The organism is Bartonella sp. AP7XZML (assembly GCF_042195745.1).
Lineage (GTDB): Bacteria > Pseudomonadota > Alphaproteobacteria > Rhizobiales > Rhizobiaceae > Bartonella.
Genome location: NZ_JBHIOT010000019.1, coordinates 1 through 19,081 on the forward strand (window position 1 = coordinate 1; position 19,081 = coordinate 19,081).

Below are 19,081 nucleotides of genomic sequence, written 5' to 3' on the forward strand. Positions count from 1 at the left end.
AAAAAACTCAATAGAATCAAGATTCACCTATTCCCTTATATTAGACATAACTATTTTATTTTACTTGCTTTTTATTTGCCTGTCACGCCCACCATTCAACTTTATAGTATAAATAAATTATCGAATTATCGTATTCTTCCAAGGTACGGGATGCGTAAATAAAGATTCGGAAATAAGATTTTGCAACATGCCTCTACAAAGGGCATACTTTACGGAGTGTTTCTAATATTTTTTACGTTCTGATAGCGCCTCTTAGGGGAAGCCATCTAAAAGTATCACAAACGTAATAACAGCCTCATTTTGCAACAGATTAGAAGTTTGATTTTAAAATTCTTTCCACAAGCATAGGCTTCCGTTCTAAAAAATATTGTTTGTTTCCTGATCTATCCCCTGTTTTTTTTAATTCTTTCATGTCTATTGGTATACAACTTGTTGTCCAAACAGTTAGATATAACCACAGTCACTTCGATAGATATAAAACACTTAACCTTAGAGCTGTATTTTGAGTTTACCAATTACAGATTATAATAAAATATTAAAAAGAGTAAAAAACACGATAAAAGCAAATTTTTTCATTCTAAAAATACATTTGATTTATAATCATGTTTTATTGTTTGCCATGTTGAATGAGAAATCCGAATATCGTAATGTTTTCTCATTTCAAACCTATTTATATTGAATTAAACAAAACCGTCTCTCTTACACGTCATAAGAGGAATTAGTATTAAGTAAAAATTGTATAAAAAAGCACAAAAATGCCGATAAATGCCTCAAGTGCTGAGATCTATTGCAACATCGGAGGCTGACAAATAGGCAAAGTGTATGATAATGTCAGCTTATTTCATCATAAGTGTAAAGATGATGGAGCTCAATGGATTTATCATTGTACCATTCACGAGCGCCAGCGTGAAGTGAGCTTTAAGAGATATCTCTTAAAATAAAGCCTGTAAAATGGCATTCTCCTCACACTGTATTCCTATTGAAATAATGATCACCTTGAACCGTGTGAGTTTAGATCTTCAAAGCTCATCTACATAACATTTTAATGTGATTGTTATCCAATATTAAAATACTTCTAACATGATGTACAAACTATTAAAGAAATAAGAAAAAACATTTGAAAATGTAAATATGAAATCTAAAAATTTAACTCTAAGATACAATCTATCTTCATTCATATAAATATACAGTATACATTCTTAAACCTATAAGACTAAGAAAACCTAAACATTGATGAAACCTATAACCCTACCTGAGAAACAGTGACAATCATGTTAAATTAAATTGTCCGCAAGTGTCTCTCATTGAAAAAAACAATATCTTATCTGGACGGCACATATAACATCTTTTTATACGAAAAAACTATAAAGAATTAATTCGTTATGAATCACAGCTTCCAAGACAAGAAGATATTTTCCACCTCTTGTGCCATCTGTAAATTCTCATCATAAACAGATATCGTTTTTATTCTTCAATGTTTCATAAACTGTTCTAAATCGAATCCATCATGCCTTGTATATAATCAAAGTCGATCTTACTAAAGATCATGCTGAAAAACATAATAATATTATTCATAAAAAATAAAAAAATTACAATAGATGTTTTTTTTTTGCAATTTCACCAGCATTAGCAGCAATGCTTAAATCTAATCTAAGAAATAAAATATTCATTTTCAGAAAGATGAAAAGAATCTCTTAAAAAAGAATTTTTACAATCTGTTTCCTAAAGCATGTAATGTAGTAGCAACACGCGGCAAGAAAACGCAATGCCACAAGTTTCAGTAATCAAAAGCAATTTTTACTGAAAAAGAGAAAACAGCATCATTTTATACTAAAACAGTCAACAGAAAACGTGTAGCAACAAAATAAACCAAAAAACATCAAAAAGGTTCGGGATTATACAGAAAAATAAGCTAATAGAATAAAAGGAAAACTCTTTAACTTTTTATAGCCTATAAATATCATTTAAACATGGTGATCCCGACAGGATTCGAACCTGTGACCCACGGCTTAGAAGGCCGTTGCTCTATCCAGCTGAGCTACGGGACCCAACTGATTATTTTCTCAATTCAAAATAGCATCTTCAATTCAATGTGTCCAAGAATGCTGCCGATCACTGCGAAAATTATCAGAATAAGAAATAGCACGTCGAATCGATGTATGTTTCTTTTCTACACGGTAAGAGATAGCATTCTTACGTGCAAAAGCAATCGCTTCTTCCTTCCTATTAAATCGAATCTTTACCTGATTATTCATATCAGACGTTGCCGTGTAGCCCATAAGAGGTTCAAGCATTTTTGCTTTCATTGGCTCATACTCTAGAATCCAAAAACCTGTATTCCCCTTACCTGACTGCATAGCTGTCTTAGCAGGACTATAAATACGTGCGATCATGCCTTTTTCCTTCAGATTACACAACGCTTGGATGATAGTTTCTCACCACACGTACCCAATTGGGTCATTCTCACACACTCAATCAAATATGGTCGGAGCGATAGGATTCGAACCTACGACCCCCTGATCCCAAATCAGGTGCGCTACCAGGCTGCGCTACGCTCCGCCATTTACATTTACTTGATGCACATTTCCTAAAATTTTCACAACAGAAGTGCAAGAGAAAAACACACTTTTTTTTAATTTTGTTGCATTTCTTTACAAAAAAGCACATTTTTTAATTTTTCCCCCTACTCAATAACAAATTTATTGACAAATAGTAGAAAATAACTTCCGTAAGAAAATCCAATCTATATTAAAAAATAACGAATTTCTTTATAAGGATTTCATAATTTTTATCCTGTTTTAAGCAAGCTCTCATTGTATCAAAACACATTCCACAGATACAATTTTAGAAAAAAATGACTTAAATATCATAGAAAAACTTTCCCAAAGAAAACATAAGCCAAAAAACTCAGCTGTATTAAGCTTTTTTCCCCTCTTTTTCTATCTTCCCAAGGATTCTTTTATTAAAAATTCTAGAATCTTCTACAATCCAAACCCATAAACAACAAACATTTTTTCAAAGCACAAAGGTTTTATTATAAATAAAATAAAGCGCTCTTTTTAGAAAAATTTTCAAATGCGAAGATGGTAAGAATTCAACATCATACAATAAAATCTCAAAGCTATTTAAAATAAAAACACGATAAGAGTAAAAAACACTATTTTTTACTCTTATATAGATATCTCAAAAGAAGAAAATTTAAATGACTTGTCTTCCACATATTGAAACGATAATAGAAGGACAGAATAAGTAAGCCATGATAAGGAGTATTTACGGATTTCTTCTATTCAAAACTTCAGCAATAACAGCACGTGTTATTTTGCTTTTTCTTTGTAATGCCAATTGATCAACAGAATCAATAACACGCTTCAATGAAAATAAAGAACGTTCACAACGACTTACAAGATAATAAACCGTATCTGGATGTACAATAAGTTGCCTATCGGAAAAAAGCTTAAAAGCAACAGCTGTTAACAATGCATCATCAGGCTGATTAATTTCAACGAACATCACCGAATTAAGACGACTTTTTAGATCATTTAACGTTAAATTCCAAGCGGAAGGAAGTGTTCGTGCCGTCATCAATAAAGTAGCTTGTCGTGCATCAAGATTTGTTTGCTTAATACTGTTAATTAAATGAAAAAGTTCTGTCTCATTGATTTCACCTGTATCAATATCCTCTATTAAAAATGATCTGCCTAAAGAAGCCATAGTAACAGCCTGATCAAGTTCATTGTGCTGAATCCTGAAAGCATCTGCTTTTTGGAGCCATATATTAGAAAAATGCGTTTTTCCAGATCCTTCTTTACCAACCAAAACTGCAATAGGTAAGCTCCAATTGGGCCAGTGATCAATAAGCTGAAAAGCCATACGATTGCTTTCCGTTACCACTAAATCCTCAAATTGAAAAATCGGATCATAAGGAAAATTTAAAGATAATTGCGTTTCACGCCCATTCATTTTAGCGGCTCCGAATTTCCGCTTCGCGAATACATCTGAGAACTCAGATAAGTATGAAGAGCAAAACGAACTAAAACGCCAACAGCCGCTGCCGCAGGAACAGCAACAAGCATACCAGTAAAACCAAAGAGTGAAGAAAAAGCAAAAAGTGAAAACATCAACCATACGGGATGTAATCCCACTGATGAACCTACAAGCTTGGGTTGAAGAATATAACCTTCAATAAATTGACCAATTAAAAAAAGTGCCATCACAACAATGATTCCCCCCCAATTATTGGGATAAAACTGGACCCATGCAATACCAACAGAAAGGACCAAACCACTCATTGTGCCGATATAAGGAACAAAGCTAATAAGACCAATAAACATACCAATCAAAAGACTAAAATTGAGTCCTGCAATCGTTAAACCAATAGCATAATAGCCTCCCAATATGAGACAAACTGTTCCTTGTCCACGAACAAAGCCTGCAATAGCTCTATCCATTTCATGAAAAATACTACGAACGGTTTCCAGATGATCCCGCGGTATTAACGAATCGATTGCTGTTACCATACGTGGCCAATCTAATAACATATAAAATGCCACCACAGGTGCCACAACAAATAGGCTAACGATATTAACGATTGATTTTCCTGACTTTAAAAGTGAATTCAAAAGAGACGTGATAAAATCCGAACCTTCTCCCAAAAATCCTTTAATATTATTCCGTAATTCATTTGGATCACTTCCAAAATAGCGCCTTAACCAATCAAAATCATGCTCAACAAAAAAGGTTTGAATACGATTAATATAAACAGGTAAACCATCACTCATAAATTGCTGTATTTGCCAACTAATAACAGGAATCAAAATAACTAAAGCAGCAACAAAGGTAATAACAATAAATAAGGTAATAAGGACAGTCCCAAACACACGACGAATACCAAACTTTTCAAGTAATTGAACAATGGGATTGAGAAAATAAGCCAACACAATCCCTGCCACAAAAGGAAGCAAAATCGATCCAAAAACAAACATAAAAAGAATGAAAAAAATTAGCGTACCAAGCCAAAAAAAGATTTGCCTTTTCATATTATTCGGCAACGGTAATTGAGTATACGCTGGCACATAAGTCTTATAACGATCACGAGATGTATTCTCACTCACTTTCTTTTTCATAAGTTGCCAAGAAGACTGTCCGTGATTATCTGATATCTTGCTCATAAAATATCCTAAAAAAATCTTCACAAAAAATTATAAACAACTTCAAAATAAGGTACAAGAAAAGTTGCTTATTTTCTTATCAATATCTCTTGCAGAGAGAACTCTATCATGGCATTGCATAATATCAAAACCTGATTTTCCATTAAAGGAAGGCTCCAATGAGCAATCAAGATCTTACAAATAATAAATCCAAGGCTGGGGATAAATTAAAAGCTGGTCTTACCTACGCAAAAGCCGGTGTAAACATCGATATGGGTAATGCTATGGTAGAAAAAATCAAACCTTTTATACGCGCGACAAAACGAGCCGGAGCAGATGCAGAAATTGGCGGGTTTGGTGGCCTTTTTGATTTAAAAGCAGCTGGCTTTACAGATCCTATCCTAGTAGCAGCCAATGATGGTGTGGGAACAAAATTAAAAATTGCCATTGAAGTGGGGCACCATAACACTGTAGGTATTGACCTTGTAGCTATGTGTGTCAATGATTTACTCGTACAAGGAGCTGAACCTCTCTTTTTTCTGGATTATTTTGCAACTGGAAAGCTCGACCCTGAACAAGGTGCTGCGATTGTTTCTGGTATTGCAGAAGGATGTAAACAAGCCGGTGCTGCTCTTATTGGAGGAGAAACTGCAGAAATGCCAGGAATGTATGCAGAGGGAGATTATGATCTAGCCGGTTTTGCTGTAGGAGCATGCGAACGCAGCAAGCTACTCCCTTCAAAAGATTTGATAGAAGGTGATGTTATATTAGGTCTAAGCTCCTCTGGAATTCATTCCAATGGCTTTTCGCTTGTTCGACGAATCATCCAGCAAAATTATCTCAAATGGAATGACCCTGCCCCTTTTTCCCCCGAAAACAGCCTTGGTATAGCACTTCTTACACCAACACGCATTTATGTAAAATCGCTTCTTCCCATCATGCGAAAATATGAAGGGATTAAAGCTCTTGCTCATATTACGGGTGGAGGCTTTCCTGAAAATATTCCACGTGTCCTTCCATCCTCTCTCTGCGCTGAAATTAATCTTTCTAGCATCAATGTTCCAGCAGTATTTTCATGGATTGCCAAACAAGGTAAAATAGAAGAAACAGAAATGTTAAGAACATTTAATTGTGGTATTGGCATGATCATTATCGTAGCACAGCATGCAGCTGAAACAATTACACAAGCTCTTGAAAGAAAAGGAGAGACTGTAACTCCCCTTGGCATTTTAACAAAATGCCAAGATCAAAATAAAGGAATACTTTATAAAGGGGTACTGCATTTATGAAAAAACAAATCGTCGTTTTCATTTCTGGTAATGGGTCCAATATGGTCGCCCTTGCTCAAGCTAGTCAACAAACGGAATATCCTGCTGAAATCGTCGCGGTTATTTGCGATAATCCGCATGCAAACGGTATTGAAAAGGCGCAAAACCATAACTTACCTATTCATATTGTTGATCGTAAAATTTACAAAACAAAAGAAGAGCATGAAGAAAATATTTTTACAATTTTAAATCAATATAAACCGGATTTTCTCTGCTTTGCAGGGTATATGCGCCTTATCTCACCACGTTTTGTAAAACTTTATGAAGGACGAATTTTAAACATTCATCCTTCTCTTTTGCCTTCATTTAAAGGCTTAAACACACATGAAAAAGCTTTACAAGCAGGTGTAAAAATCACGGGTTGCACTGTTCATCTTGTTACAGAAGACATGGATGCAGGAAAAATCCTTGCCCAAGCAGCCGTTCCAGTCTATCCCCATGATACTGCTGAGTGCTTAGCACAAAGAGTTCTTAAAGCAGAGCATAAACTCTATCCCGAAGCCTTAAAAGCATTTATTGAAGGAAAGAGCAAAATGATAGATACGCAACAACAGCTTTTATCTCTTTGAGTGTATCAACAATCTATTAATCAGCATATTTCAATGCTTTACACATAGTTTTTGCTCAGTATCTACAATTGAAAATCTCTATGAAATGTTGACATAATAGAGTCCATCTCTTCATAAATTTTTGCACAAAACATATGATTTTTTTGAATTTTAGTTCATTTTCAAAATTCTTCTTTATTCAGTTCTATGACATTATCATAAACACTATTTATCAAAATGCTCTGGTATTTAGCCTAAAAAATCTTAAAATACGCAATTTTTCTACTGCATAAATTTTTACTCATGATGAAAGTGTTTCTTTAACTGTTACAGCTAACTGTTTGAGTGTAAAAGGTTTAGATAAAAAACCAAAAACAGCATCTTGTGGAAGATTTTTAGCAAAAGCATCTTTTGCATATCCAGAAACGAAAAGAAATTTGATACCAGGATAGTTTTTACAGACTTCCTTCAATAAAGTGGGCCCATCCATTTCTGGCATCACCACATCGGAAACAATAATATCAACATCTCCTTTTTGTTCCTCAAGAATAGAGAGTGCTTCCACCCCACTTGCTGCCTCTAAAACCGTATATCCTCTCATTTGAAGAGCTCTTACCCCCCCCATTCTGACCGCATCTTCATCTTCAACCAATAAAACAGTCGCAGATCCTGTTAAGTCTATATTTTTATCTTTCTCTTCATCTTTTTCAATCTTTTGAGAAATTTCTCCTTTTATATTGGGGATATAACGGGGAAGAAAAATATGAAATGTTGCTCCTTCACCTTCTTTACTTTCACAATAAATATACCCACCGCTCTGCTTGACAATTCCATAAACCATTGATAAACCAAGTCCTGTTCCTTTTCCAACTTCTTTTGTTGTAAAAAATGGCTCAAACATTTTTTCTTGTATAGCAGCAGATATACCAGCCCCTGTATCTGAAATAGTCAATTGCACATACTCGCCAATTGCTAATCCAAGATGATTAAATTCAGCACTTTGTTGCTTTGTAATATTATTAGTCGCAATCGTAACAATACCTCCATCTAACATGGCATCACGCGCATTAATAACCAAATTCATAATAACACGCTGAAAAGATGCTTGATCAACTTCAACGCTCCACAAATCTCTTCCATGGATAATTTTTAACTGAATATTATTCCCCAAAAGTGGTAAAATAAGATTGCGGATATCTGATAAAAAATCAGTAAAATCAACTTCTTCAGGTCGAAGTGTTTGCTTTCTAGAAAAAGCTAATAATTGCTGGACAAGAGCAGCTGCACGATTAGCATTGTTTTTAATATTGATCAGATCAGCATGAGCAGGATCAGAACTACGATGCGTATTTAAAAGAAGATCACACGACATTAAAATTGCTGTTAAAACATTATTAAAATCATGAGCAATGCCGCCAGCCAATTGTCCTACAGCTTGCATCTTCTGACTTTGCATCATTTTATCTTCAAGAGTTTTTTGTTCGGTTGTTTCAATCACAGAGATAATAAGCAAATCTTGCAATGCATCACCGTGATAGGGCGGTACAGACATAATATGGAGCCGTAAATGGCATTCTTCATTTTTTTCTAAAACAGTTTCTAGAGAAACAAAATAATTTTCATTTGTCGCAATTCTCTGAAAAGAACGCTCTAACTGCACACAATCACGACGAGAAATAACATCATAAAAATTGACAGCTTTGTCCATACATCCCGTGAGTGATGAAAAAGCTTTATTCATATGAACCAATTGCCCTGCATGATCCACCACAGCTATTGCAAAAGGACTCGCATCAAAATATTCTCCTAATATACTGGGTAATTTTAATTGATCATCCTCTTCTTTTTGTATTTGTTGTGGAATGATCACAACACGATAAATGGCTTCCTCTTCTAAGAGAGAAGAAACAGATATAAGACAATGGAATATTTTCTCACAAGTCGTGTGTGAATTTAAACATAACGAAAACCTATAAGGTAAAGAGTAACCTGAACTTTGATATCTGTTGGTTTGTAAACAGATATCACTCCATGAGCTCTTAGCGCCAACGCTATCAAATAACGAATCAAAATTATGTTGACCAATTGAGAAATTCGCTAAATCAATTGAAAACCATTCTGCAAAAGTCGCATTGGCATAAAGAATAGTTCCTTGTCTATTAACGGATACAAAACCAATAGAAGCTTGATCCAAGTGATTGATAGCCTCTTGAAGGTTCGAGAAAAAAACTTCTCGCGTTTGTTGTAAGTGCGAAATATCAGTAATACGCCAAAATAAAAGCTTTTTTTTCTGTTTTGTGATAGGTTGAACGGAAATATTATACCAAACAGCTTTTTTGGGTGTAGAATCGGTAAAAATTGGCTGTTCTACTCTTAATTCCTCTTGCGCTGCAAGATTATTACAGGCTGCAACCTTTAAGCGGTACGAGAGTGCACCAGCTCCTGGCAGATCTGCAATAACCCTATAACAAGACACTTCAGGCTTATAGGTCAGAATTTTTCGATAGTTTTGATTAGAATAATAAACAAAACCAGAAAGATCAGAGATTACAATTGCATCATCGCTCCTATTAAAGATGCTAAAATCAAAATCTTCATGCGACCACACATGATATCTTAAAATTCCCATTCCACACAAAACGAGTGTTGCAACACCGATCATTGCTAGAATCAAAAAAGATATTGATATCGCCTGTTGCAAATAGTTTTGTGGATAAAAAAAACCTAAAATACCCACAATGAAAAGAAAACCTAATACAAAAACAACACCAAAAATCACAACTCTCCGGTGAAACGAAGACGCTGATCTTTCATTATTCTCAAAATCTTTATCCATCTCTCTTTGCCTTAGCTTATAGCTATTTCTTATGTCACAAACTTCCTTTATATTCGTTGTTATGTTGTTATAAAGTATATACTATGATATTATCTAAGATAAACTCGCTTAATATTCAAAAGTTTATTTCTTACATTATAAGTGAATCTTTTGAGGGTATGTTTATAAATTTATCTCAATAAAAAATAATATTTCCATCCAAAATGGGAGAAGATCTATGTATATCTGGTTATCAGAGCAGATAGGTGTATCTGCTGCAAACATAACGATAAGCTTTTTGCTTTTTATAATAACAATCGCAGCTATTACCGTAATTATCGTGTTTTTACGTCGCTTAAGTACAGGAAGATACAGCATTAATAGAAAAAAAAGTCTATCACGATTAGCATTATGTGAAGTAATTTCTATAGATCGAGCACGCCGCCTTGTTTTAGTCCGTTGCGATAATAAAGAACATTTGCTCCTTATTGGCGGATTAACAGATGTGGTTGTAGAATCCGATATTACTGGTACATCAAAAATACAAAAAAGAGAAACAGACACACATCTAAATTCCGCTCCTCCAGAAAGAAACGATGTATCGGATAAAAATCCCTCTCCTTTTACGAATCAAGCGGTAAAAGATTCAGCCATCACCGCCGAAATTGAGGGGCGGCAAGAACCATCTTTATTCATTCCTACCCCTCAAAAATAAAAATATACAATTTCATCACCACGAATTTCATTTGTTTATCATCTCAATAACCTTAATCATCGCGATAAACTCTTTCACGTCGTTCGTGACGTTCTTGCGCTTCCAATGACAAAACGGCTATCGGCCGAGCCTCAAGACGCTTGATACTAATGGGTTCGCCGGTTTCTTCACAAAAACCGTATGTCCCATTATCAATGCGCTCTAAAGCAGCATCTATTTTTGAAATAAGTTTCCTCTGACGATCACGAGCACGTAATTCGATTGTACGATCAGTTTCACAAGAAGCCCGATCAGTCAAATCGGGCTGACCAACATTCTCTTCCTGCAAATTTTCCAAAGTCTCACGAGCTTCTTTTAATATATCATTCTTCCAAGAAACCAATTTAGCACGAAAATACGCCTTTTGCCGCTCATTCATAAAAGGCTCATCTTCACTAGGGCGATATTGACCATCAATCTCTTCGCTCATGCAATAAAAAACCTCCACATATGCTATGTGCGGTCTATATATTGTGCAATACCCATCAACACAAGAGTAAAATGTTTTTTCATAACAATCGACGAATATATCTAAATGCACTGTTTAGGTTTGATCGCTTTTTTATGTAGATTGAATTCTTGATCAAATCTCATCCAGAATCATTTTTCTCGCTTATTGAAAAACTTTAAAAAGAAGGAAATCAGATATCAGAGCCATCCCTCCCCTACTCTCTACATTGTTTAAAATCTAAATGAAGCAACAATAAATCATTTCATCAATGCAAAAAATAAAATCTTTATAAAGGCAAAGTGTGATATTCACGTTTCAAATACATCAAAGCATCTTTTTCTTTATTACAGTTGATTGCAACAACCTCACCAATCAAAACACAATGGGTTGCGTGTTCGTGCCAACAAATCAAACGACAATCAAACGACGCTAGAGCGTCTGAAAGACTAGGCGCCCCCGTTTGCAAAGCTCCCCATTGAGCAACATCAAAACGCTCATTTTGTGTAGAATTGCAACGCCTCGAAAAAACATCCGCTAATGAGCGATGTTTTCCTGCCAAGCTATTAACACAAAAATTTCCATTCTCCATAAACACCTGATTCTTTAAATTATGACGCATGAGACAAACAAGAAGGGTTGGAGGATCATCAGATAAAGAACAACACGCCGAAACAGTCACCCCACGTCTTCCCTTAATACCATTTGTTGTCACAATATGCACAGCTCCTGCAAAAAGACTCATGGCATCTCGATATTCTTGAGAAGAAACCGCAATAGTATGTTTATGTTGAAGTTCAGGCATCAAATATGTTTTATGATTCGACATATCTTTCACTTATAAAGCTTTAAAATTTCAAGCAATCTTTCCATAAAAAGACCTATAATACATATTTTTTCTTTTCCGTCATAACACAAAAAATATTTGTGTATACACAGCGATATGATAAAAACTGCCAATCTAAGGAGATTTTAATGCCCCATTCTCATCTCATTTCGCCTTCTCTCTTGGCTTCTGATTTTTCTAAACTTGGACAAGAAATGTTAGATGTTGTTGATGCTGGTGCAGATTGGCTTCATCTTGATATTATGGATGGGCACTTTGTTCCTAACATCACCTTTGGTCCTGAAATCGTCAAAGCTCTACGCCCATTAACAAAAGCAATATTTGATGTCCACCTGATGATCGCACCAGTAGACCCTTATTTAGAAGCTTTTGCAAAAGCAGGTTCAGATATTATAACTATTCATGCTGAAGCAGGTCCACATCTTCATCGTTCATTACAAACAATCAAAAAAATGGGGAAAAAAGCAGGAATCGCACTCAATCCAAGCACCCCTGAACATGTACTTGAATATTTGCTTGATCAATTAGATCTCATTCTCATCATGACGGTCAATCCCGGTTTTGGTGGACAAAGTTTTATTCCAGAAATAAAAAATAAAATTAAGCGCGTTAAAAACATGATTGCAAACCGCCCTATTGATCTTGAAGTTGATGGTGGTATCACCGTTGATACAATTGGGATAGCTGCAAAAGCTGGTGCAAATGTATTTGTCGCAGGCTCTGCAATTTATAAAGATGGAAATAAAGAGCTTTACAAAACACGTATTAGTGCATTGCGCCAAGCCGCAATCCTCTCACAACAAGGAAAAAAATGATGATCGCACGTTATTCCCGCCCTGCAATGGTAACAATTTGGTCTCCCGAAACAAAATATCGTATTTGGTTTGAAATTGAAGCCCATGCCTGTGATGCCCTTGCTCACTTAGGGATTATTCCGAAAGAAGCCGCCAAAGTCATTTGGGAAAAAGGGGCAGCAGCTAAATTTGATGTCAATCGCATTGATGAAATTGAAGCAATTACCAAACATGATGTTATCGCATTTCTAACCCACCTAGCTGAATTCATTGGACCAGAGGCACGTTTTATCCACCAAGGCATGACATCATCTGATGTTCTCGATACAACGCTGAACATTCAATTGATGCGTGCGAGTGATATTTTGCTAGAGGATATAGATCAACTTCTTGAAGCATTAAAAAGACGTGCTTTTGAGCATAAAGAGACAATCACCATTGGGCGGAGTCATGGCATTCATGCTGAACCGACAACATTTGGAATCAAGTTTGCTCTTGCATACGCTGAATTTTCCCGTTGTCGCAAACGTCTTCTTGCTGCACGAGAAGAAATTTCTACTTGCGCGATTTCAGGAGCTGTAGGAACTTTTGCTAATATCGATCCACGCGTTGAAGAACATGTAGCAAAAGCCTTGAAGATGCGTGCTGAACCGGTTTCCACCCAAGTAATACCAAGAGATCGTCATGCTATGTTTTTTGCAACACTTGGTGTTATTGCTTCCTCTATTGAAAGGCTAGCAATAGAAATACGCCACTTACAACGAACAGAAGTTCTTGAAGCAGAGGAACATTTCTCACCTGGGCAAAAAGGTTCATCGGCAATGCCTCATAAACGTAATCCAGTTTTAACAGAAAATTTAACTGGATTAGCCCGTATGGTACGTGCATTTGCACTCCCAGCCATGGAAAATGTAGCTCTTTGGCATGAACGTGATATTTCCCATTCATCTGTTGAGCGTTATATTGCTCCAGATGCGACTATTACACTTGATTTTGCTCTTTCTCGCCTCACATCTGTCATTGAAAATCTCATTGTCTATCCAGAAAATATGCAAAAAAATCTCAATAAATTCCGCGGTCTTGTTCACTCACAACGGGTTCTTTTAGCACTCACACAAGTAGGGATTAGTCGTGAAGATTCTTATCGGATTGTACAACGAAATGCGATGAAAGTTTGGGAACAAGGAAAAGATTTTTTAGAAGAACTCCTCAACGACAAAGATGTTACCAAAGCTTTAAGTGAAGAAGAACTTCGCGAAAAATTTGATCTTTCTTACCACACCAAACATATCAATACGATTTTTAAACGTGTTTTTGAAGAACAATAAAGTGACATAGAAAACCAAAATCCATTCAACCTATGATCAAAAATCTGTTGTAACAAAGAAAAACAATTCATGAAAGCAAATCAACTCGATATTCTTATTGTTCCTGGCTACAAAGGATCTGGTCCAGATCATTGGCAAACACGCTGGGAAAAAAAATTGTCGACAGCCAGCCGCATTGAACAACTCCATTGGTCAAAGCCTGTTTGTGAAGAGTGGGTTAACAAAGTTAAAACCGCCATCGCAAAAGCTCAAAGGCCTGTTATGCTTATTGCTCATTCATTAGGAGTTCCCAGTGTTATTCATGCAACTGTACAAAATACAGAAAAAATTTGTGGCGCTTTCTTTGTTGCACCTCCAGATGTCGCCAATGAAAAAATACGTCCCAAACATTTAATGACATTTGGCCCCTATCATCGCCAAAAGCTTCCTTTTCCTTCTATTGTCATAGCCAGTCGCAACGATGAGTTTTGTCAATTTTCAGTAGCAGAAAAAATTGCCAATGATTGGGGATCACTCTTTGTTGATGCTGGGTATTCTGGCCATATTAACGCAGAATCCGGACACGGACCTTGGCCTGAAGGGCTTATGGTCCTCTCTCACTTTCTTGCAAAAATTTGATCCAAAAGAGGTGATCTTCTTTCTCATCGCTTATGTATCTTCACCTTTGGGTAAACGTGTAATGATAAAAATTATAAAAGTATCATAGCAATATCATTGAGAAATTCTATCAATTAGGATAGTATCATTTATCAATGTTATTAAAAACCTCTCAAGATAAATAGAGAATCATGATGAATCGTCGCCACCGTATTTATGAAGGCAAGGCTAAAATTTTATATGAAGGACCTGAACCAGGGACTTATATTCAATTTTTTAAAGATGATGCAACTGCCTTTAATGCAAAAAAACATGAAATTATCGACGGAAAGGGGGTTTTAAACAACCGAATTTCGGAACATATTTTTGGCCATCTTGGACGTTTGGGCATCCCAACACATTTTATCAAACGTATAAACATGCGCGAACAGCTTATTAAAGCGGTGGAAATCATTCCATTGGAAGTTGTTGTTCGCAATGTTGCTGCCGGCTCTCTTGCTAAGCGTTTAGGACTGGAAGAAGGAACCCCGCTTCCGCAATCCATCATTGAATTCTACTATAAAAATGATTCTCTCGATGATCCTATGGTAACGGAAGAACATATCACAGCTTTTGGGTGGGCTGTCCCACAAGAGATAGAAGATATCATGCAACTTTCAATTCGTATTAATGATTTTCTTTCTGGGCTTTTTGCCGGTGTTAACATCCAATTAATTGATTTTAAAATGGAATTTGGTCGCCTGTGGGAAGATGAAACAATGCGCATTGTTCTTGCTGATGAAATCTCTCCTGATTCTGCACGACTATGGGATATGCACACACAAGAAAAAATGGATAAAGACCGTTTTCGTCGTGATATGGGAGGGCTTATTAATGCCTATCAAGAAGTTGCCAAACGTCTTGGTATTATGAATGAAAACGAACCAACACGACCAAGTGGTCCCGTTCTCGTAAAGTAAAAACAAGGTAAAAAACATCACCTTATACAAACACCCCTCTTCAAAGGAGAGGTTCTTTTAAAAAGCAGGAAGCAAAAAATGAAAGCACGCATTACAGTTACTTTAAGAGAAAGCGTTCTTGATCCACAAGGAGAAGCAATTGTCGGTGCTTTAAAAAGTTTAGCTTTCGAAGGCATTCAATCCATTCGTCAAGGAAAGGTTTTTGATATTGTTCTTGATGAACTACCTTCTGAAACCGCAAAGAAAAAACTTGAACAAATGTGTGAAGAGTTACTCGCAAATACTGTCATTGAAAATTATACAATCGAACTTTTTTAAGTGAAATGCTCATGAAAACTGCCATCATTCAACTTCCTGGATTAAATCGTGATCGAGATATGGTTGCAGCATTACATCATATAACGGGAGTTGAGCCACTAAAAATTTGGCAAACAGAAACAACAATTCCAGATGTAGATGTTATTATTATTCCTGGTGGTTTTTCCTATGGCGACTACTTAAGATGTGGTGCGATTGGAGCGCGAACTCCCGTCTTAAAAGCCATTCGTGAAAAAGCACAAGAAGGTACGACAATTATAGGTATCTGTAATGGATTTCAAATTTTGTTGGAAGCAGGATTATTACCCGGTACTTTAATGCGTAACGCTTCTTTAAAATTTGTTTGTCGTGAAATCAAGCTTGAAGTCGTCAACGCCAAGACAAAATTTTCTCGATATTATTCTAAAGGACAAATTATTCGTTGTCCTGTTGCCCATCATGACGGAAATTATTTTGTTAATAGTGAAACATTGAAACAAATGGAAGACAATGAACAAATTGTTTTTCGCTATGCAGAAAATACAAACCCGAACGGCTCAATGAAAGATATTGCTGGTATTGTTAATAAAGCTGGTAATATTCTTGGTATGATGCCCCACCCTGAAAACTTTATTGAACCCGCCCACGGAGGTACTGACGGTCGTTTACTTTTTCAAAGTGCTTTAGAGTTAGTAAATGGATAATGCTGCAAAAATACTCGCGCTCCATAATTAAAAAAAACAAAGAATTATACCATTTCTCGCATCATAAATCTATAAACAAAGCTCTTCACAAACAACAATGGATATTATTTTCTAAACACATAATTATTTAAGACCATTTTTAGTCTTAAATCCCACCAAACAAACGGACAAAATCTTCAGCTTACTGTCTATAAATATTTTTATTATTAAACAACATTATTGTTTATAATATAAGCTGCTAGGTAAAAAAATAAAAATACTAAATTTCGATTAATTTGACGGATAAATACTCATGAAGCCTTGCAATAACATCACTATTACACCAGAACTCATTGCACAACACGGGCTAAAAGAAGATGAATATCAACGTATCCTGACGTTAATCGGTAGAGAACCCACATTTACTGAACTAGGAATTTTTTCTGCAATGTGGAACGAGCATTGTTCCTATAAATCATCTAAAAAATGGCTAAAAACTCTTCCGACAGAAGGAAAATGTGTCATCCAAGGACCTGGTGAAAATGCTGGTGTTGTCGATATTGGCGAAGGACAATGTGTTGTTTTCAAAATGGAAAGCCATAACCACCCTTCTTATATTGAACCTTATCAAGGTGCAGCGACAGGTGTTGGTGGTATTTTACGTGATGTCTTTACAATGGGAGCCCGTCCTGTTGCTGCTATAAATGCATTGCGATTTGGTGCTCCTGATCACCCACGAACACGCCATCTTGTTTCTGGTGTTGTTTCTGGAATAGGTGGTTACAGCAATTCTTTTGGTGTTCCAACGGTTGGTGGAGAAGTAAATTTTGATGAGCGTTATAATGGCAATATCCTTGTTAACGCTTTTGTCGCCGGTATTGCAAAGACAGACGCCCTTTTTTATTCTAAAGCACAAGGTATTGGACTCCCTGTTGTTTATCTGGGTGCAAAAACAGGACGTGATGGTGTCGGTGGAGCAACAATGGCTTCTGCTGAATTTGATTCTTCAATCAGTGAAAAACGTCCAACCGTTCAAGTCGGTGATCCTTTTACAGAAAAATGTCTCCTTGAAGCATGTTTAGAGCTCATGGAACTTGGAGCCGTAGTTGCTATTCAAGATATGGGGGCAGCAGGACTCACCTCTTCTGCCGTTGAAATGGGAGCAAAAGGAAATCTGGGGATACAGCTTAATCTTGATACAGTTCCTGTTCGAGAAGAAAACATGACAGCCTATGAAATGATGCTTTCTGAAAGTCAAGAGCGTATGCTCATGGTCCTTAAACCAGAACTAGAAAAGCAAGCAGAAGCAATTTTTCATAAGTGGGGACTACATTTTTCTATCATTGGAAAAACAACCGATGATTTACGTTTTCGTGTATTTCATCAAGGGGAAGAAGTTGTCAATCTTCCCATCAAAGAGCTTGGTGATGAAGCGCCTGTTTATGATCGTCCTTGGAGTGAGCCGGCAAAAAAAACACCCTTGAAAGCAGAAGACGTCAAAAAAGTTGAAAATCTTGGTGATGCGCTTCTGAGCTTATTGAATTCTGCTGATCAAAGTTCTCGGCGATGGGTTTATGAACAATATGATACCCTTATCCAAGGAAATAGCCTTATTCGCCCAGGAGGTGATGCAGGCGTTATCCGTGTAGGAAACAACAGCAAACGTGCTCTTGCTTTTTCTTCTGATGTAACACCTCGCTATTGTGAAGCAGACCCTTATGAAGGGGGGAAACAAGCTGTCGCAGAATGCTGGCGAAACATTAGTACGACAGGTGCAACACCACTGGCTGCTACAGATAATCTCAATTTTGGTAACCCTGAAAAACCTGAAATTATGGGACAGCTGGTTTTTGCTATTAAAGGTATAGGAGAAGCTTGTAGAATCCTTGATTTTCCTATCGTTTCAGGCAATGTTTCTCTTTACAACGAAACAAATGGGGAAGCCATTCTTCCAACCCCCACAATTGCTGGGGTAGGCCTTCTTAATGATTGGTCTAAAATGGTAACAATAAGTGGTATGCAAAATGGAGATATTCTTGTTTTAGTAGGAAATTGCGGCTCCCATTTAGGACAATCAATCTATGCACGTAACATTTTAAATATTGATGCAGCCCCCCCCCCCTGTAGATTTACAACTTGAAAAAAAGCATGGTCAATTTGTTCGAGATGTCATACATCGTGGTTTTATTCACGCCGCCCATGACCTTTCTGACGGAGGATTAGCGATAGCACTTGCTGAAATGGTCATTAAAGCAGGTAAAGGAATCAAAGTAAAATTAAGCAATAAATCACCCCATCATGCAGAACTTTTTGGAGAAGACCAAGGACGTTATCTTTTAGCCGTCAAACCTCACTCTCTTAATAGTCTTAAAGAGCTCGCACAAATAAGTGCAGTTTCTTTAACAGAGCTAGGTCAAGTTGCAGGTGATGCACTTGATATAGATGGAATACTAAAACTTTCTATAGACAAACTCACAAAAGCCTATGAAAACTGGTTTCCACAATTTATGGGTGAAGAATAAAAATTGTTTTTTCT

Annotated in this window: 15 protein-coding genes, 2 tRNA genes and 1 pseudogene; 10 read left to right on the forward strand and 8 right to left on the reverse strand. The window is 36.4% G+C overall.

Annotated features, from left to right (window positions below; all coding sequences use genetic code 11):
* Positions 1 to 1,971 precede the first annotated feature (1,971 nt).
* The 5 genes from ACFILT_RS01440 to ACFILT_RS01460 form a co-directional block, all read right to left on the reverse strand.
* A tRNA-Arg gene (locus ACFILT_RS01440) sits at positions 1,972 to 2,048 on the reverse strand.
* Positions 2,049 to 2,087: 39 nt separating this feature from the next.
* A complete protein-coding gene (locus tag ACFILT_RS01445; RefSeq protein ID WP_375611556.1) occupies positions 2,088 to 2,393 on the reverse strand; it encodes an ETC complex I subunit in 306 nt (101 codons plus the stop codon).
* An 89-nt stretch (positions 2,394 to 2,482) separates the two neighbouring features.
* Positions 2,483 to 2,559, reverse strand: a tRNA-Pro gene (locus ACFILT_RS01450).
* A gap of 711 nt (positions 2,560 to 3,270) precedes the next feature.
* Positions 3,271 to 3,960, reverse strand: a complete 690-nt coding sequence (hdaA, locus tag ACFILT_RS01455) for a DnaA regulatory inactivator HdaA (RefSeq protein WP_375679464.1) — start codon at positions 3,958 to 3,960, stop codon at positions 3,271 to 3,273.
* Entirely contained in the window at positions 3,957 to 5,168 is a 1,212-nt protein-coding gene (locus ACFILT_RS01460) for an AI-2E family transporter (protein ID WP_375632188.1), read from the reverse strand. Before ACFILT_RS01460 ends, hdaA begins: the two co-directional genes overlap by 4 nt.
* A 158-nt stretch (positions 5,169 to 5,326) precedes the next feature.
* On the opposite strand from ACFILT_RS01460, the gene purM reads away from it, so the two are divergent.
* Together purM and purN are read left to right on the forward strand one after the other, a co-directional pair.
* A complete protein-coding gene (gene purM, locus ACFILT_RS01465; protein ID WP_375679240.1) occupies positions 5,327 to 6,436 on the forward strand; it encodes a phosphoribosylformylglycinamidine cyclo-ligase in 1,110 nt (369 codons plus the stop codon).
* Positions 6,433 to 7,044 (forward strand): phosphoribosylglycinamide formyltransferase, encoded by a 612-nt coding sequence (purN, locus tag ACFILT_RS01470; RefSeq protein ID WP_375679239.1) that lies wholly within the window; start codon positions 6,433 to 6,435, stop codon positions 7,042 to 7,044. The genes purM and purN overlap by 4 nt, the downstream gene beginning before the upstream one ends.
* 280 nt (positions 7,045 to 7,324) lie before the next feature.
* On the opposite strand, the gene ACFILT_RS01475 is transcribed toward purN, so the two are convergent.
* Positions 7,325 to 9,859 carry a response regulator gene (locus tag ACFILT_RS01475; protein WP_375679238.1) on the reverse strand — a complete coding sequence of 845 codons (2,535 nt, stop codon included), beginning with the start codon at positions 9,857 to 9,859 and terminating at the stop codon, positions 7,325 to 7,327.
* Between the two features lie 217 nt (positions 9,860 to 10,076).
* Here ACFILT_RS01475 and ACFILT_RS01480 point away from each other — a divergent pair, with 217 nt between their 5' ends.
* Positions 10,077 to 10,553 (forward strand): hypothetical protein, encoded by a 477-nt coding sequence (locus ACFILT_RS01480; protein WP_375679237.1) that lies wholly within the window; start codon positions 10,077 to 10,079, stop codon positions 10,551 to 10,553.
* Positions 10,554 to 10,605: 52 nt separating this feature from the next.
* On the opposite strand, the gene dksA is transcribed toward ACFILT_RS01480, so the two are convergent.
* Positions 10,606 to 11,022, reverse strand: coding sequence for an RNA polymerase-binding protein DksA (gene dksA / locus ACFILT_RS01485; protein WP_015856486.1), 417 nt, complete (start codon positions 11,020 to 11,022; stop codon positions 10,606 to 10,608).
* A gap of 307 nt (positions 11,023 to 11,329) precedes the next feature.
* Complete coding sequence (locus ACFILT_RS01490; RefSeq protein ID WP_375611549.1) at positions 11,330 to 11,869, reverse strand: flavin reductase; 540 nt, start codon at positions 11,867 to 11,869, stop codon at positions 11,330 to 11,332.
* A gap of 146 nt (positions 11,870 to 12,015) precedes the next feature.
* On the opposite strand from ACFILT_RS01490, the gene rpe reads away from it, so the two are divergent.
* From rpe to purL, 7 genes and pseudogenes are all read left to right on the forward strand, one after another.
* The gene (rpe, locus tag ACFILT_RS01495; protein WP_375679236.1) at positions 12,016 to 12,702 is read left to right on the forward strand and encodes a ribulose-phosphate 3-epimerase; all 687 of its coding nucleotides are present in this window, start codon (positions 12,016 to 12,018) and stop codon (positions 12,700 to 12,702) included.
* A complete protein-coding gene (purB, locus tag ACFILT_RS01500) occupies positions 12,702 to 14,009 on the forward strand; it encodes an adenylosuccinate lyase (RefSeq protein WP_375679244.1) in 1,308 nt (435 codons plus the stop codon). Before rpe ends, purB begins: the two co-directional genes overlap by 1 nt.
* 69 nt (positions 14,010 to 14,078) lie before the next feature.
* Entirely contained in the window at positions 14,079 to 14,627 is a 549-nt protein-coding gene (locus ACFILT_RS01505) for an RBBP9/YdeN family alpha/beta hydrolase (RefSeq protein WP_375611547.1), read from the forward strand.
* Between the two features lie 173 nt (positions 14,628 to 14,800).
* Positions 14,801 to 15,565, forward strand: a complete 765-nt coding sequence (gene purC, locus ACFILT_RS01510; RefSeq protein ID WP_375679243.1) for a phosphoribosylaminoimidazolesuccinocarboxamide synthase — start codon at positions 14,801 to 14,803, stop codon at positions 15,563 to 15,565.
* 78 nt (positions 15,566 to 15,643) lie between these two features.
* On the forward strand, positions 15,644 to 15,883 hold the full coding sequence (gene purS, locus ACFILT_RS01515; protein WP_273791180.1) for a phosphoribosylformylglycinamidine synthase subunit PurS: 240 nt from the start codon (positions 15,644 to 15,646) through the stop codon (positions 15,881 to 15,883).
* Between the two features lie 11 nt (positions 15,884 to 15,894).
* On the forward strand, positions 15,895 to 16,566 hold the full coding sequence (purQ, locus tag ACFILT_RS01520) for a phosphoribosylformylglycinamidine synthase subunit PurQ (RefSeq protein WP_375679465.1): 672 nt from the start codon (positions 15,895 to 15,897) through the stop codon (positions 16,564 to 16,566).
* A 292-nt stretch (positions 16,567 to 16,858) separates the two neighbouring features.
* Positions 16,859 to 19,067, forward strand: a pseudogene (purL, locus tag ACFILT_RS01525) (phosphoribosylformylglycinamidine synthase subunit PurL).
* The last annotated feature ends 14 nt before the right edge of the window (positions 19,068 to 19,081 follow it).

Bases quoted from the DNA above. Each gene is read 5' to 3' on its own strand.
- ACFILT_RS01505 (WP_375611547.1), top strand. From the start codon at position 14,079: ATGAAAGCAAATCAACTCGATATTCTTATTGTTCCTGGCTACAAAGGA.
- dksA (WP_015856486.1), bottom strand. From the start codon at position 11,022: ATGAGCGAAGAGATTGATGGTCAATATCGCCCTAGTGAAGATGAGCCT.
- purQ (WP_375679465.1), top strand. From the start codon at position 15,895: ATGAAAACTGCCATCATTCAACTTCCTGGATTAAATCGTGATCGAGAT.
- purB (WP_375679244.1), top strand. From the start codon at position 12,702: ATGATCGCACGTTATTCCCGCCCTGCAATGGTAACAATTTGGTCTCCC.
- purC (WP_375679243.1), top strand. From the start codon at position 14,801: ATGAATCGTCGCCACCGTATTTATGAAGGCAAGGCTAAAATTTTATAT.
- ACFILT_RS01460 (WP_375632188.1), bottom strand. From the start codon at position 5,168: ATGAGCAAGATATCAGATAATCACGGACAGTCTTCTTGGCAACTTATG.
- rpe (WP_375679236.1), top strand. From the start codon at position 12,016: ATGCCCCATTCTCATCTCATTTCGCCTTCTCTCTTGGCTTCTGATTTT.
- purN (WP_375679239.1), top strand. From the start codon at position 6,433: ATGAAAAAACAAATCGTCGTTTTCATTTCTGGTAATGGGTCCAATATG.
- purM (WP_375679240.1), top strand. From the start codon at position 5,327: ATGAGCAATCAAGATCTTACAAATAATAAATCCAAGGCTGGGGATAAA.
- ACFILT_RS01490 (WP_375611549.1), bottom strand. From the start codon at position 11,869: ATGTCGAATCATAAAACATATTTGATGCCTGAACTTCAACATAAACAT.
- ACFILT_RS01475 (WP_375679238.1), bottom strand. From the start codon at position 9,859: ATGGATAAAGATTTTGAGAATAATGAAAGATCAGCGTCTTCGTTTCAC.
- purS (WP_273791180.1), top strand. From the start codon at position 15,644: ATGAAAGCACGCATTACAGTTACTTTAAGAGAAAGCGTTCTTGATCCA.
- hdaA (WP_375679464.1), bottom strand. From the start codon at position 3,960: ATGAATGGGCGTGAAACGCAATTATCTTTAAATTTTCCTTATGATCCG.
- ACFILT_RS01445 (WP_375611556.1), bottom strand. From the start codon at position 2,393: ATGATCGCACGTATTTATAGTCCTGCTAAGACAGCTATGCAGTCAGGT.
- ACFILT_RS01480 (WP_375679237.1), top strand. From the start codon at position 10,077: ATGTATATCTGGTTATCAGAGCAGATAGGTGTATCTGCTGCAAACATA.